At 71.8% G+C, this 14,693-nt stretch carries 13 protein-coding genes; 8 read left to right on the plus strand and 5 right to left on the minus strand.

Annotated features, from left to right (window positions below; genetic code table 11):
* Positions 1 to 26: 26 nt before the first annotated feature.
* The 3 genes from DVR05_RS06280 (at position 27) to DVR05_RS06290 (ending at position 3,514) form a co-directional block, all read left to right on the plus strand.
* Positions 27 to 950: an ABC transporter ATP-binding protein gene (locus DVR05_RS06280; RefSeq protein ID WP_116244848.1), complete on the plus strand. Its 924-nt coding sequence runs from the start codon at positions 27 to 29 to the stop codon at positions 948 to 950.
* The gene (locus DVR05_RS06285) at positions 947 to 2,545 is read left to right on the plus strand and encodes an ABC transporter permease (RefSeq protein WP_116244849.1); all 1,599 of its coding nucleotides are present in this window, start codon (positions 947 to 949) and stop codon (positions 2,543 to 2,545) included. The genes DVR05_RS06280 and DVR05_RS06285 overlap by 4 nt, the downstream gene beginning before the upstream one ends.
* 102 nt (positions 2,546 to 2,647) lie before the next feature.
* The gene (locus DVR05_RS06290; RefSeq protein WP_232832011.1) at positions 2,648 to 3,514 is read left to right on the plus strand and encodes an alpha/beta hydrolase; all 867 of its coding nucleotides are present in this window, start codon (positions 2,648 to 2,650) and stop codon (positions 3,512 to 3,514) included.
* Between the two features lie 16 nt (positions 3,515 to 3,530).
* Here DVR05_RS06290 and DVR05_RS06295 read toward each other — a convergent pair whose 3' ends face one another.
* Both DVR05_RS06295 and rlmN read right to left on the minus strand, forming a co-directional pair.
* Positions 3,531 to 4,004, minus strand: a complete 474-nt coding sequence (locus DVR05_RS06295; RefSeq protein WP_116244850.1) for a VTT domain-containing protein — start codon at positions 4,002 to 4,004, stop codon at positions 3,531 to 3,533.
* Positions 4,005 to 4,029: 25 nt separating this feature from the next.
* Positions 4,030 to 5,127, minus strand: a complete 1,098-nt coding sequence (gene rlmN / locus DVR05_RS06300) for a 23S rRNA (adenine(2503)-C(2))-methyltransferase RlmN (RefSeq protein WP_116244851.1) — start codon at positions 5,125 to 5,127, stop codon at positions 4,030 to 4,032.
* A 224-nt stretch (positions 5,128 to 5,351) separates the two neighbouring features.
* On the opposite strand from rlmN, the gene DVR05_RS06305 reads away from it, so the two are divergent.
* The 3 genes from DVR05_RS06305 (at position 5,352) to DVR05_RS06315 (ending at position 9,165) form a co-directional block, all read left to right on the plus strand.
* Positions 5,352 to 6,455, plus strand: a complete 1,104-nt coding sequence (locus DVR05_RS06305; protein WP_116244852.1) for a suppressor of fused domain protein — start codon at positions 5,352 to 5,354, stop codon at positions 6,453 to 6,455.
* A gap of 126 nt (positions 6,456 to 6,581) precedes the next feature.
* Entirely contained in the window at positions 6,582 to 7,751 is a 1,170-nt protein-coding gene (locus tag DVR05_RS06310) for an undecaprenyl-diphosphate phosphatase (RefSeq protein ID WP_116244853.1), read from the plus strand.
* Between the two features lie 118 nt (positions 7,752 to 7,869).
* On the plus strand, positions 7,870 to 9,165 hold the full coding sequence (locus DVR05_RS06315; protein WP_116244854.1) for an MFS transporter: 1,296 nt from the start codon (positions 7,870 to 7,872) through the stop codon (positions 9,163 to 9,165).
* A gap of 26 nt (positions 9,166 to 9,191) precedes the next feature.
* Here DVR05_RS06315 and DVR05_RS06320 read toward each other — a convergent pair whose 3' ends face one another.
* On the minus strand, positions 9,192 to 9,566 hold the full coding sequence (locus DVR05_RS06320; protein ID WP_116244949.1) for a BlaI/MecI/CopY family transcriptional regulator: 375 nt from the start codon (positions 9,564 to 9,566) through the stop codon (positions 9,192 to 9,194).
* Positions 9,567 to 10,111: 545 nt separating this feature from the next.
* Here DVR05_RS06320 and DVR05_RS06325 point away from each other — a divergent pair.
* Both DVR05_RS06325 and DVR05_RS06330 read left to right on the plus strand, forming a co-directional pair.
* On the plus strand, positions 10,112 to 13,741 hold the full coding sequence (locus DVR05_RS06325) for a multifunctional oxoglutarate decarboxylase/oxoglutarate dehydrogenase thiamine pyrophosphate-binding subunit/dihydrolipoyllysine-residue succinyltransferase subunit (protein ID WP_116244855.1): 3,630 nt from the start codon (positions 10,112 to 10,114) through the stop codon (positions 13,739 to 13,741).
* Positions 13,742 to 13,756: 15 nt separating this feature from the next.
* Positions 13,757 to 13,936: a DUF6104 family protein gene (locus DVR05_RS06330; RefSeq protein ID WP_073704231.1), complete on the plus strand. Its 180-nt coding sequence runs from the start codon at positions 13,757 to 13,759 to the stop codon at positions 13,934 to 13,936.
* Positions 13,937 to 14,006: 70 nt separating this feature from the next.
* Here DVR05_RS06330 and DVR05_RS06335 read toward each other — a convergent pair whose 3' ends face one another.
* Both DVR05_RS06335 and DVR05_RS06340 read right to left on the minus strand, forming a co-directional pair.
* The gene (locus tag DVR05_RS06335) at positions 14,007 to 14,384 is read right to left on the minus strand and encodes a hypothetical protein (protein WP_157982393.1); all 378 of its coding nucleotides are present in this window, start codon (positions 14,382 to 14,384) and stop codon (positions 14,007 to 14,009) included.
* The gene (locus DVR05_RS06340; protein WP_116244857.1) at positions 14,378 to 14,599 is read right to left on the minus strand and encodes a hypothetical protein; all 222 of its coding nucleotides are present in this window, start codon (positions 14,597 to 14,599) and stop codon (positions 14,378 to 14,380) included. The genes DVR05_RS06335 and DVR05_RS06340 overlap by 7 nt, the downstream gene beginning before the upstream one ends.
* Positions 14,600 to 14,693: the final 94 nt, after the last annotated feature.

Raw genomic sequence — 14,693 nt, forward strand, 5'->3', positions numbered from 1 at the left:
ACGCGTCATCCCCCCAGGAGACACCCATGCCCTCACCCGCGATCGACGTGCGCGGACTGCAGAAGTCCTTCGGAAGCGTCAGGGCCCTCGACGGCCTCGACCTCACCGTCCAGCCCGGCCAGGTGGCCGGGTTCCTCGGCCCCAACGGCGCCGGGAAGTCCACCACCATCCGCGTCCTGCTCGGCCTGCTCCGGGCCGACGGCGGCACCGCCCGACTGCTCGGCGGCGACCCCTGGCGGGACGCCGTCGACCTGCACCGCCGCCTGGCCTACGTGCCCGGCGACGTGGCGCTGTGGCCGAACCTCACCGGCGGCCAGGCCATCGACCTGCTCGGGCGGCTGCGCGGATCGGTCGACCCGGTCCGCAGACGGGACCTGCTCGACCGGTTCGAGCTCGACCCCACCAAGAAGGCGCGCACCTACTCCAAGGGCAACCGGCAGAAGGTCGCCCTCGTCGCCGCCCTGGCCTCCGACGCCGAACTGCTCATCCTCGACGAGCCCACCTCCGGGCTCGACCCGCTCATGGAGTCGGTCTTCACCGACTGCGTCCGCGAGGCCAGCGCCCAGGGCCGGTCGGTCCTGCTGTCCAGCCACATCCTGGCCGAGGTCGAGAAGCTCTGCGACACCGTGACCATCATCCGCAGGGGGCGGACTGTCGAGTCCGGCACCCTCGACGAGATGCGCCACCTGACCCGCTGCACGGTCCGCGCCACCACCGACCGCGACGCCGGCGTGCTCGCCGGACTGCCCGGCGTGCACGACCTGTCCGTGGACGGCGGCAGCGTCACCTTCGACGTCGACAACGACCGGATGGATCAGGCCCTGCGCGCCCTGACCGAACTCGGCGTCCGCTCGCTGGTCAGCAACCCGCCCTCCCTGGAGGAGCTGTTCCTGCGCCACTACGGCGACGAGCTGGCCGCCCGGAACGGTGCGGGGAGGGGCGCGGCGTGAACACCCTCACCGGGACCGGACACCTGATCCGGTTCGTCCTGCGCCGCGACCGGCTGCGGATGGCGGTCTGGACGGCCTCCCTGGTCGGCCTGCTCGCCATGACCGTGCCGACCCTGGCGGAGATGTTCGCCGAGCCCGCGCAGCGGATGGCCCGCGCCGCCGTCATGGCGACGCCCACCGGCATCGTCTTCGGCGGGCCCGGATACGGGCTGGAGGAGTACCGGCTCGGCGCGATGGTCGCCAACGAGATGACCCAGACCCTGCTGGTCGCGCTGGCGGTCATGAGCGTCCTGCACGTGGTCCGCCACACCCGGGCCGAGGAGGAGAGCGGGCGCGCCGAGCTGCTACGCGCCAACGTGCTCGGCCCCAGCGCCCAGATGACCGCCGCGCTCGCCACCAACGCCCTGGTCTGCGCCGTCATCGGGGGGCTCCTGACCCTGGTCCTGGTGGGCAACGGGCTGGCCGCGGCCGACTCGGCGGCCTTCGGCGGGGGCGTCGCGCTGGCCGGGATCACCTTCGGGGCGCTCGCCGCCGTGTGCGCCCAGGTGTCCGAGCACGCGCGCGGCGCCGGCGGGCTGTCCTTCCTCGCCGTGGGCGTGCTGTTCATGTTCCGCGTCGTCGGCGACATCGCCGAGCGCGGCGGCAGCGCCCCGTCGTGGTTCTCGCCCTTCGCCTGGGCCCAGCAGACCCGGATGTTCGACGACCTGCGCTGGTGGCCGCTGGCACTGTACGCACCGGTCATCGCCGTTCTGTTCGCACTCGCCTACTCCCTGGCGGGCCGCCGCGACCTGGGGGCCGGGCTGGTCTCCGCACGACCGGGACCTGCCGGGGCGGGTCCCCTGCTCACCGGGGTGTTCGCCCTGCACCTGCGGCAGCAGCGCGTGTCGATCGCGGTGTGGACGGCGGCCGTGGCGCTGTTCGCGCTGTCCTTCGGCACCCTCGTCTCCGAGATCGACGTGATGGCCGGGCAGAACCCCGAACTCATGGCTCGCATGGGCCTGGACGCGACCAACATGACCGAGGGGTTCCTCGGCATGCTCGTCCTCTACGTGGTGATGGCCACGGTCGCCTTCGCCGTCCTGTCCGTCCTGCGCACCCGCGCCGAGGAGAGCTCCGGACGCGCCGAGCTGACCCTGGCCGCCGCCGTGGGCCGGATCCGCTGGATGGGGTCGGCGGTCCTGGTCAGCGTGCTGGCCGCGACCCTGATGCTGCTCCTGGGCGGGCTGGCGATGGGGGTCGGCGCGGGTCTGGTCACCGAGGACGCCGGCTGGATCCGCACGGTGGCCGAGGCGAGCGCCGCCCAACTGCCCGTGGTGCTGCTGTTCGTCGGCCTGACCACCCTGCTGCTCGGGGTCGCGCCGCGCCTGGTCGGCCTGGTGTGGGCCTGGTACGGCTACGGGCTGGTCGTGGCGGTCTTCGGCCTGATCATGGACCTGCCCGAGTGGCTGCTGGACGCCGGTCCGTTCCAGCTCCTGGCGCAGCCTCCGACGGAGGAGTTCGACGCGGTGCCCTTCCTCGCCGTCCTGGCCGTGGCCGGAGCCGCCGCCGCGGCGGGCCTGGGCGGTTTCCGCCGCCGCGACCTGGTCGGCGCCTGAGCGGCCCGCGGTCGCTGTCGCTCGCCCCCGGGTGCGGCCCCGTCCGCCCCGGGTGCGAGCACCGGGTACTCCCTACGACAGGGACCCGTGGAAGGGGGCACCGTGTCCGGGACGGACGGCGCGAGCCGACACCGGGGCGCGCCGCGCCGCGCCGTCACCGTGGCGGTCGCCGCCGCCACCGTCCTCATCCTGCTCGGAGGTCTCATGTGGGGTATGCAGCGCTGGCTCGTCTACCTGCCCACGGGCGGCGCGCCGCCACCCGCCGCCGAGGTCGTCTCCGGTGCGCGGGACCTACGCCTGCGCACCGGCGACGGGCTCGAACTGGGCGCGTGGCTGGTCCCCCCGCGCGGCGCCGACCGCGGCACGGCGGTGCTGGTGGCCAACGGCAACTCCGGTAACCGGGAGACCCGGGCTCCGCTGGCGCGCGCTCTGGCCGACGAGGGGTTCACCGTCCTCCTCTTCGACTACCGGGGCTACGGCGGCAACCCGGGCAGGCCCTCCGAGGGCGGCCTGGCCTCGGACGCCCGGGCCGCCTCCGATGCCCTCGTCGCGCTCGGGCACACCCCGGACAGGACCGTCTACCTCGGGGAGAGCCTCGGCGCCGCCGTGCTCAGCGGGCTCGCCGCGGAGCGTCCGCCCGCGGCCCTCCTGCTGCGCTCCCCGTTCACCTCGCTCGCCGACGTCGCCGCCCACCACTACCCGTTCCTGCCGGTCCGGGCCCTGCTCCGGGACCGGTACCCGGTGCGCGCGACCGTGGCGCGGATCGACCGCCCCACGACCGTCGTCCTCGGCGGACAGGACCGGATCGTCCCGCCCGAGCAGAGCCGCGCGGTGGCCGCCGCCAGTCCGCGGTTGGTCGAGGAGGTCGTGGTGGCGGGCGCCGACCACAACGACGCCGCGCTCGTGCACGGCCCGGAGCTGGTCGCGGCCCTGGTCCGCCTGGCCGACCGGGCGCCCGGTCCGCGGTGAGCGGGGGCGCCCCGGGTCACCCCGGCAGGAACGACATCGCCCAGGCGGGCGCGAACACCACCACGAGGAAACGGGCGGTCCGGGTGACCCACGTGACCAGGAAGAACACCACGACGCTCTGCCTCACCACACCCGCGAGCACCGAGACCACCACGAACGGCGGAACACTCGCGAACGAGCTGAGCGCGACCAGCCCGGCGCCCCACACCGGCTGTTCCTCGGCCCTGCGCCGCCAGCGCGCCACCCGCTCCGTCCAGCGTCCGGGGGTCTGGGCCTTCCGGCGCAGCCACGGCGTGGAGATCGTGCCCCGGCCCACGTAGTAGTAGGGCAGCTTGCCCAGGGTCTGCCCCAGACCGGCGGCGACCGCCATCGCGGTGAGGGCGCCGTCGTCGGTCAGGGCGACGGCGCCCACCAGGTACACCTCGATGTTGATGACCGGGACCAGGCCGGAGACGGCGGCGACCACGAAGGCCAGCAGGGTCTCGGTCACGGGGCCGTCCCGGCGGTCGCGCCGCTCAGCGCTCGGCCGCGGCGAGCTGCCCGCACGCCCCGTCGATCTCCTGGCCGCGCGTGTCGCGGACGGTGACCGACACCCCGTGCGACTGGAGCCGCCGGACGAACTCGCGCTCGTCCTCAGGGCGCGAGGCCGTCCACTTGGAGCCCGGCGTGGGGTTGAGCGGGATGAGGTTGACGTGCACCAGGTGGCCCTTGAGCAGCTCGCCGAGCAGGTCGGCCCGCCACGCCTGGTCGTTGATGTCCTTGATCAGCGCGTACTCGATCGACACCCGGCGGCCGGTGGTCCCGGCGTACCGCCACGCGGCGTCCAGGACCTCGGCGACCTTCCAGCGGGTGTTGATCGGCACCAGCTCGTCACGCAGCTCGTCGTCGGGGGCGTGCAGGGAGATCGCCAGGCGCACCTGCATCCTCTCCGCGGTGAGCTTCTCGATCGCGGGCACCAGCCCGACCGTGGACACCGTGACGCCGCGCTGGGAGATGCCCAGGCCGTTGGGGACCGGGTCGGTGATCCGGCGGACCGTCTGGAGCACCCGCTTGTAGTTGGCCATGGGCTCGCCCATGCCCATGAAGACGATGTTGCTGATCCGGCCCGGCCCCCCGGCGACCTCGCCGCGCGCCAGGTCGCGGGCGCTGGCCACCACCTGGTCGACGATCTCGCCGGTGGACAGGTTGCGGGTGAGCCCCGCCTGCCCGGTGGCGCAGAACGGGCAGTTCATGCCGCATCCGGCCTGGGAGGAGATGCACAGGGTGACGCGGTCCGGGTAGCGCATGAGCACCGACTCGAACATCACCCCGTCGAAGGCCCTCCACAGGGTCTTGCGGGTCATCCCGTTGTCGCAGGTGATGTGCCGGACCGGTGTGAGCAGGGTCGGCAGCAGCGCCTCCCCCAGCCTCTCCCTGGACGCCTCGGGCAGGTCGGTCATCGCCGAGGTGTCCGACTCCAGGTGGCCGAAGTAGTGCTTGGCGAGCTGCTTGGCACGGAAGGGCTTCTCCCCCAGGCCCGCGACGACCTCGGCCCGCTCCTCGGGGCTGAGGTCGGCGAGGTGCCGCGGCGGCTGGGCGCGGCGAGGGGCGACGAAGGTGAGCTCGGCGGGCATAGGTATCCGTAAGGGAGTGGCGTCGGTGGTCTGGGCCCGGTGCGGGACGGCGCGCTCGCCGGTGGTCAGGCGCGCGTGCCGGTCGTTATACGACCTATACGCGGCTTGCGGTGCGGCTCCGCCGGTCAGGGCACTACCGTCGATTCTACGCACTGTCCGGACGGACCGGGCTGGTTCGGCGCCGGACGCGGGCGACAACACGGGTACGGCGCGTGGGAGGGCCGGTGACAGGGATCGACGTCCTGCTCGACGAGGTCAGCCCCTACCAGAGCCGCCGGGTCGTCGTCGAGTGCGACTCCCGCACCACGGCCGCCTACCTGCTCGACGCGCGCGGCCGAATCCGCGTCCCCGTCTGGCTGGCCAACCACGACGTCGCCCCGGTGGCGGGCGAGGAGGGCGGCCTGTTCGAGGGCCGCGCCCCGCTGATGCCCGAGTCCTACACCAAGCACCCGCAGGGACGTCCGCGCTTCGACCCCGCGCGCCTGCGCGCCGTGTGGTTCGAGGAGGGGGACGGGGTCGCCCTGCTCGACGAGGAGGGGCTGCTCGCGGTGATCCCCGGCTGGGCCGAGGCCGACAGCGGGCTCCCCGGGTACGCCCGGGAGGCGATCGGACGCAGCGCCTTCGCCTGGGACCTGGACTCGGTGCGCGACCAGCTGTGGCCGCGGGTGGTGCACGCCGAGGCCTACTGGGACTGGCGGCGGGCGGCGGGTGCGTGGCGGAGTGTGCAGCGCACGGTGCTCAGCCACCTGAACCGCCGCCTCGGCGCGCCCGGGCACTACTGGGACGTGTCCGACGGCCACCCGCCGCTGCTGCGGCTCTCGGAGCGGCCGCCGACCGCCGAGCGCCCGTTCACGGTGTTGTCCACCGTGGGCATGTGCGGGCAGCGCATGCCCACGCTGGACCGGTACATGGCCAACACCTCCCAGCACGCCCGGGTGGAACTGGCACTGGCCACGACGATGCCCGCGCACCGGGCCGCACGGATCTTCCGGTGGATCGGCGCGTTCCCCTGGCGTGCGGTGACGTGGTTCGGAACCGGTCACACGGTCAAGTGGCTGGACAACCCCGAGGACCGTGCGATGCGCGGGGACGCGGGGGCGGTGCTGCTGTTGGAGGACCCGTCCGCGCTGGTGACGCGGCCCGACCACCGGCCGCCGGACACCTCGGGGCTCACCTTCCAGGGCGATCCGGTGCGGTGGCTGTGGATCGTGCCGATCACCCGGCCGGAACACCTGTTCGCCAAGGAGCACGACAGCGCCACGCTCGTGGAGAAGCTCGCCGCCGAGGGGCGCAGCTGGGTGTTGGGTCCCGGTTCGTCCCGCCCGTGACACGAGCCGCGCGCGACTCTGGGTAGGCTGCCCAGGTCACCCCTTCCAGATACCGCCGCGGCCCCTTCGCCGTGCGCGCCCCGGCTGCCTCCGGCCGAGGGCTTCCATCACGGAGCGACCACCGACATGTCCCTGTTCGAAGCGATCGTCCTTGGCCTGGTCCAAGGGCTGACGGAATTCCTACCGATCTCCTCCAGCGGTCACCTGCGCGTGGTGTCGGCGCTGTTCGGCTGGCCCGACCCCGGCGCGGCCTTCACCGCCGTCAGCCAGCTCGGCACGGAACTGGCCGTGCTGATCTACTTCCGGCAACGTATCTGGGCGATCCTGTCGACGTGGACGAGGTCGCTGTTCGTCCGAGAGCTGCGCGGTGACGTCAACGCCCGCATGGGCTGGTACGTCATCCTGGGCTCGATCCCCATCGTGGTCCTGGGCCTGCTGCTGGAGGAGCAGATCGACAGCGTGTTCCGCGACCTGCGCCTGGTCGCGCTGAACCTGATCGTCTTCGGCGTCATCCTCGGCCTCGCCGACAAGTACACGCGCAAGCACCGGACCCTGGAGGACCTCACCATCTCCCGGGGCCTGACCTTCGGTCTCTTCCAGTCGCTGGCGCTGATCCCTGGCGTCTCCCGCTCGGGCGGCACGCTCACCGGCGGGATGCTGCTCGGCTTCACCCGCAAGGACGCCGCCGAGTACTCCTTCCTGCTGGCGCTGCCCGCGGTCTTCGGCGCGGGCCTGTACAAGCTCACCGACATCGGCGGCGACGAGTACGCCGGGTGGGGGGCGACCATCGTGGGCACGGTCATCGCGGGCGTCGTCGGCTTCGTCGTCATCGCCTGGCTGATGAGGTTCATCTCCACCCACAGCTTCATGCCGTTCGTCTACTACCGCGTGGGCCTGGGCATCCTCATCCTGGCCCTGGTGAGCTGGGGCCAGCTCGACCCGGAGGGCGGCGCGGAGTCCCAGCTCGGCCGCAGCGAGGTCATCGCCGAGGAGCAGGAGATCCAGGAGGAGTCCGAGCCCGAGGCGGACCCGACGCCCGAGACCGGCGCCGAGCCGGGGGCCACCCCCGAACCCTCCGCCGCCCCCTCCACGGAGCCGCCGGCCGCCCCGGAGATCGACCCGGTGACCGGCTGGGAGATCGACCCCGTCTCGGGTCTGCTCCGCAACCCCGAGACCGGCCTGCTGCACGACCCCGACCTGGGGATGGACGTGGACTACGACGTCACCACCGGTCTGGCCACCAACCCGATCACCGGGGAGACCTACGACCCCCGGGCGACCGACGCCCCCGGCTGAGCCGACGGCCGCCCCGGCCGGACCGGTCTTCGCCGAAGGCAGAAAACGGTGGACTCCCCTCCCCGCGCTCTGACATCGTGCTCCGGTCGGGAGTTCGGTCGGGAGGGGGACACGGCGCGTGACGGGAGGAGACGGCACCGCCCCGCGGGCGTCCGCGGGGCGGTCGGCGGACGGCGGGGGAGGCGGGCGGTCGGGAACGGGTGTCCTCTCCCCGTTGCGGCATCCGGCGTTTCGTGCCCTGGCCCTCGGCCGCTCCCTGATGTACCTGGGCAACGGGATGGCCTCGGTGGCGCTGGCCTTCGCCGTGCTGGACACGACCGGTTCCCTGGTGAACGTGGGGCTGGTGGTGGGCGCCCGGTCGCTGGCCAACGTGTGCCTGCTGCTCCTGGGCGGGGTGATCGCCGACCGGCTCCCCCGGTCACTGGTGCTGCGCGGCGGCTGCGCGCTCGCCGCCGGCAGCCAGGGCCTGCTGGCCCTGACCCTGCTCACCGGGGCCTCGTCCCTGCCCCTCATGGTCGGCCTGAGCCTGCTCAACGGCGCGGCGGGCGCCGCCAACCTCCCCGCCGCGGCGGCGCTGACCCCGCAGACCGTCCCTCCCTGGCTGCTGCGCCCGGCCAACGCGATGCTGCGGGTCGGCACGCACACGGGCATGTTCGCCGGGGCGGCCCTGGGCGGCGTGGTCGTGGGCGCGGCGGGTGCCGGGTGGGCGATCGCCGCGGACGCGGCGCTGTTCACCGCGGCGGGAGTGGCCTTCGTCTTCCTCCGGGTTCCGGACGGTACGGGCCCGCAGGGCACGGAGGGCGCGGAGGGCGCCGGTGTCCTGCGCGACCTGGCGGAGGGGTGGAGCGAGTTCACCGCCCGCCGCTGGGTGTGGATCGTCGTGGCGCAGTTCATGGTGGTCAACGCCTCGTGGACGGCGTCGGTGTCCGTCCTGGGCCCGGCGATCGCCGACACGGCCTTCGGCCGGACGGAGTGGGGCCTGCTCATGGCGGTCAACGCCGTGGGGCTCCTGGTCGGCGGCGCCCTGGCCGCCCGGTGGCAGCCCAACCGGGCGCTGCTGTTCGGCGTCGCGCTGATCCTGGTGCAGACCGTGCCGCTGTACGCGTTGTCGCTCCAGGCCCCGCTGCTCCCGCTCCTGGCCGCGATGTTCGTGGCGGGCGTGGCCGTGGAGCAGTTCGGTGTGGCCTGGGAGGTGTCCGTCCAGGAGAACGTGCCCCCGGACCGGCTGTCGCGGGTGTACTCCTACGACGCGCTGGGATCGTTCGTGGCGATGCCCGCGGGGTCGTTCGTGGCGGGGCCGTTGGCGGAGCGGATCGGCGCGCAGGCGTCGGTCGCGCTGCTGGCCAGCCTGACGGTGGCCGCGACCCTGGCGGCGATCGCCTCTCCGAGCGTGCGGAACCTGCGCCGCCGCTGACCGGGGACACGGGGCGGCGACGCGGTTCAGCTGGCGATGCCGCGGCGGCCCCGGGCCTGGTCGAGCAGCCGGTGGAAGCGGGCCATGTCCTCGTCGCTGAACCGCTCCACGAAGCTGAGCAGGGTCGCGCCCGGGTCCGGCCCCTCGTTGAGCACCTCGTCCATGACGCGCGCGGTGTACTCGGCGTGCGTCTCACGCGGCCAGTACACCCAGGCGCGCCCCGCCTTCTCCCGGTCCAGCAGCCCCTTGTGGAAGAGGATGTTGGCGACGGTCATGACGGTCGTGTAGGCGACCTCCCGGTCGTAGACCATGGTCTCGCGGACACGGCGCACGGACAGCGGCTCCTCGGCCCGCCACAGCGCGTCCATGATGGCCGCTTCGAGTTCCCCGAGCCCCCTCACGGTGCCCACCCCCTGCGTATGTCCCCGGTTCGTACCGAGATCGTAGGCATGAGAAGGGCTCTCGCGTGGGAAAACGCCGGAGAGCGCACAGATCCGTACACCCGTGGCGGCGATGACCGGCGTTTCGCGACCCCGGACGGCCCCGGGGGCGCGGAAGGAGCCGCCCGACGCCTCCGGACCGTGGTCGTCGTGGGACGCGTGTGACACACCACATCCGGTATGGCCGGACTCGGTCACTCCACCCCCGCCAGAAAATCCCCACAAATCAGCACATTCACGACAGAGCAACCACGCTCCGCCCACGATTCACCACGCAGAGACAACGGGACTGTGAAAGATTGTTAGCTATCTCCTAGTTTCAACAACGCCCGCGTTCCCCGCTTGGAGGGCGGTACAAGTAGCCTGGGACCAGGACGAGTGCTGGCCAGGTCAGATACTCCCCGGACCACGGGGACCACCCATGCGTTCATTGAGCCCGCCTTGCCAGCAGCCACCCGTCTCCATACACATTCACTAGCGAGCTGCGGAAGTGGGCGATCTCCGCCGTGTCGTCTGAGGCGTCTCAACCCCTGACAGATTTCGGCCCCAACGAGTGGTTGGTCGAGGACCTTTATCAGAAGTACTTGACCGACCCCAACTCCGTTGACAAGGCCTGGTGGAACTTCTTCGCGGACTACAAGCCCGCGGACTCCGGTGCGAAGGGCGGAGGAGCCACCAAGCCCGCCAAGGCCCAGAGCAAGGCCCCCGCGGCCCCCGAGGCCCCCGCGCCGAAGAAGGCCGCCAAGGCCGCCGAACCCAAGAGCGACGATGCGCTCCAGGTCAAGCAGGAGCGTCTGCGCGGCGCACCCGCGCGGACCGCGACCAACATGGAGTCGAGTCTGGCGCTGCCGACCGCGACCAGCGTGCGCGCGGTCCCGGTCAAGCTCCTGTTCGACAACCGCATCGTCATCAACAACCATCTCCGCCGCGGGCGCGGTGGGAAGGTCTCCTTCACCCACCTCATCGGCTTCGCCATGGTCAAGGCGCTCAAGTCGATGCCGGAGATGAACTACTCCTACGTCGAGGTCGACGGCAAGCCGGGTGTGGCCAAGCCCGAGCACGTCAACTTCGGTCTGGCCATCGACCTCCCCAAGCCCGACGGCTCCCGCCAGCTCGTCGTGCCCTCCATCAAGGGCGCCGACGAGATGGACTTCACCGAGTTCTGGAGCGGCTACGAGGACCTGGTCCGCAAGGCCCGCAACAACAAGCTGGGCGTGGCCGACTTCCAGGGCACCACGATCAGCCTGACCAACCCGGGCGGCATCGGCACCGTGCACTCCGTGCCGCGCCTGATGCCCGGCCAGGGCACCATCCTCGGCGTGGGCGCCATGGAGTACCCGGCCGAGTTCCAGGGTGCCTCCCAGGACACCCTGAGCGAGCTGGGCATCAGCAAGGTCATGACGCTGACGTCCACCTACGACCACCGCATCATCCAGGGCGCCCAGTCCGGTGAGTTCCTCAAGCGGATCCACCAGCTGCTGCTGGGCGAGGACGGTTTCTACGACGAGATCTTCCGCTCCCTGCGCATCCCCTACGAGCCGGTGCGCTGGGTCCAGGACATCCACGTCAACACGGCCACCCAGCTCGACAAGACCACCCGGGTCCAGGAGCTGATCCACGCCTACCGCGTGCGCGGCCACCTGATGGCGGACACCAACCCGCTCGACCACGACGTGCGCCGCCACCCCGATCTGGACGTCCTCCAGCACGGGCTGACCCTGTGGGACCTGGACCGCTCCTTCCCCACCGGGGGTTTCGGCGGCAAGCAGGTCATGAAGCTCCGCGACGTGCTGGGCGTGCTGCGCGACACCTACTGCCGCACGGTGGGTATCGAGTACATGCACATCCAGAGCCCGGAGGAGCGGGAGTGGATCCAGGCGCACGTCGAGCGTGAGCACGAGAAGCTCGACCGCGACGAGCAGCTGCGCATCCTGCACCGGCTCAACAGCGCCGAGGCCTTCGAGACCTTCCTCCAGACCAAGTACGTCGGCCAGAAGCGCTTCTCCCTGGAGGGCGGCGAGTCGCTGATCCCGCTGCTGGACGGCGTGATCTCCAAGGCCGCCAAGGCCGAGCTCGACGAGGCCGTCATCGGCATGGCCCACCGCGGCCGGCTCAACGTCCTGGCCAACATCTGCGGCAAGTCCTACGCCCAGATCTTCGGCGAGTTCGAGGGCAACCTGGACCCGCGCAGCGCGCACGGTTCGGGTGACGTCAAGTACCACCTGGGCACCGAGGGCGTCTTCGAGACCCCCGACGGCGACAAGATCCGCATCTCGCTGGCGGCCAACCCCTCCCACCTGGAGACGGTCGACCCGGTCGCCGAGGGCATCGTCCGTGCCAAGCAGGACCTGCTCAACAAGGGTCCGCACGGGTTCACGGTGCTGCCGATCCTCATCCACGGCGACGCGGCGTTCGCCGGTCAGGGCGTGGTCGCCGAGACCCTGAACCTGTCCCAGCTGCGCGGCTACCGCACCGGCGGCACGGTGCACGTCATCGTGAACAACCAGGTGGGCTTCACCACCTCGCCGAAGGACAGCCGTTCCAGCGTGTACGCCACCGACGTGGCGCGGATGGTGCAGGCGCCGATCTTCCACGTCAACGGGGACGACCCCGAGGCCGTGGTCCGGGTCGCGCACCTGGCCTTCGCCTACCGGCAGGCGTTCAACAAGGACGTCGTCATCGACCTGGTCTGCTACCGGCGCCGCGGGCACAACGAGGGCGACAACCCCGCGTTCACCCAGCCGCTGATGTACGACGTCATCGACTCCAAGCGCTCCACCCGCAAGCTGTACACCGAGGCCCTCATCGGCCGCGGCGACATCACGGTGGAGGAGGCCGAGTCGGCCCTGCGCGACTACCAGAACGAGCTGGAGCGGGCCTTCACCGAGACCCGCGAGGTCGAGAAGAACCCGATCGAGCCCGGCTCGGTGGTCAAGCCCGAGGTGTTCACCGAGGGTCGGCTGGACCACTCCGCGGTGGAGACCGCGATCAGCTCCGAGACCATCAAGCGGGTCATCGACACGCAGGTCAACCTGCCCGAGGGCTTCACGCCGCACCCGCGGCTGGCGCCGCAGATCGCCCGCCGCGCGCAGGCGGTCGAGACCGACGCGATCGACTGGGCGACCGGTGAGCTGCTGGCCTTCGGGTCGCTGCTGCTGGACGACCACACCGTCCGCCTCATCGGCCAGGACAGCCGCCGTGGCACCTTCGGCCAGCGGCACGCCACGCTGATGGACCGCGACACCGGTGAGTCGTACACGCCGCTGAAGCAGTTCGACAACGGCACCACCCGCTTCCACGTGCACGACTCGCTGCTGAGCGAGTACGCGGCGCTGGGCTTCGAGTACGGCTACTCGCTGACCCGCCCGGACGCGCTGGTCATGTGGGAGGCGCAGTTCGGCGACTTCGTCAACGGCGCCCAGACCGTCATCGACGAGTACATCAGCGCGGGCGAGCAGAAGTGGGGGCAGCGCTCCAGCGTCACCATGCTGCTGCCGCACGGCTACGAGGGCCAGGGGCCTGACCACTCCTCCGCCCGCATCGAGCGCTTCCTCCAGCTGTGCGCGCAGGAGAACATGACGGTCGCCATGCCGACCACGCCGGCGAGCTACTTCCACCTGCTGCGTTGGCAGGCCAAGTCGCCGCTGGAGCGCCCGCTGGTGATCTTCACCCCGAAGTCGCTGCTGCGCCTGAAGGCCGCCACCTCGGCCGCCGCCGACTTCACCTCGGGCCACTTCCGGCCGCTGATCGGGGACGAGACCATCGCCCCGGAGAAGGTGCGGCGCGTGGTGATCTGCTCCGGCAAGATCTACTACGACCTGGACGCGGCGCGTCGCAAGAGCGGCGACAAGCACACCGCGATCATCCGCGCGGAGCGGCTCTACCCGCTGCCGATCGAGGAGATCCGGGAGCAGCTCAAGTCCTTCCCGAACGCGGGCGAGGTCCTGTGGGTCCAGGAGGAGCCCGCGAACATGGGCCCGTGGCCGTTCGTGGCGCTGGTCTTCTCCGAGCAGCTCGACCGTCCGTTCACCCGGATCTCGCGCCCGGCCTCCTCCGCCCCGGCGGCGGGTTCGGCCAAGCGGCACGAGGCCGAGCAGCGCGCCCTGGTGGACACGGTGTTCCCGCCGGCCGACTAGGACGGGTGAGGCGTCGTGTACTACACCGATCGCGGAATCGAGGAGTTGGAGAACCGCCGCGGCGACGAGGAGGTCAGCTTCGCCTGGCTCGCCGAGCAGCTGAGGGCGTTCACCGACATCAACCCCGAGTTCGAGACGCCCGTCGACCGCCTGGCCACCTGGCTGGCCCGGTTGGACGACGAGGACGACGAGTAGGGCCGTAGCGGCGGAGAACGCGGAAGGGGCCCGGGTCATCGCGACCCGGGCCCCTTCGCGTGTTCGGACCTCAGGACAGGGTGTCGGTCGCGCGGAGCCAGTCCCGGCTGGACTGCAGGACCCACAGCAGCACGAGGAGGAAGGCGGGCACGATCAGGTTGACCACGAGGCCGACGGTCCAGGCGACCACCGCGGTCACCCAGTCCTCCACGAGCGGGTCGGTCGCGGTCAGCACCGTGGTGTCGGCCACCGCCAGGGCCGCGTCCAGGGCCAGGGCGGTGAGCACGGTGTCGCGGGCGGTCCGGCCGCCCCGGCCGAGCCGCGCCGCGGCCACGCAGTAGAGGACGGCCAGGGGGGCCGATCCCAGCGCCCAGAGCCAGAGGCGGGGGGCCGAGATGCCCCACTCGACGGCCCAGGTCCCGGACGCGTAGGCGGGGTCGTTCAACACCAGCAGCAGGATGAGACGTAGGGGACCAACAACAGGGTGAAGGTCGCGTTCAGGACGCACAGCACGCGCAGGAACCTCAGGGGGAGGGGCATCCGGTCGGTGCGCACCGGCGGCGCCTGGTGCGGTCCTCCCCCGGGCCGGGGCTGCGGCGGCGGTGGGAGGAGGTAGGGCTCCTGCCTGAGCGGGACGGGGTCGGGGTTCGGGGGATGGTTCATTCTCGGGGACTTCCTGGGTGGATCGTCGTCCGCACCGGCCGGATCACCGGGCGACCCTCCAAGGAAACCCCTGAAAGATGACAAAAAGGACGCC

It is taken from the genome of Nocardiopsis sp. FIRDI 009 (assembly GCF_003386285.1).
In the GTDB taxonomy this organism is placed as follows: Bacteria; Actinomycetota; Actinomycetes; order Streptosporangiales; family Streptosporangiaceae; genus Nocardiopsis.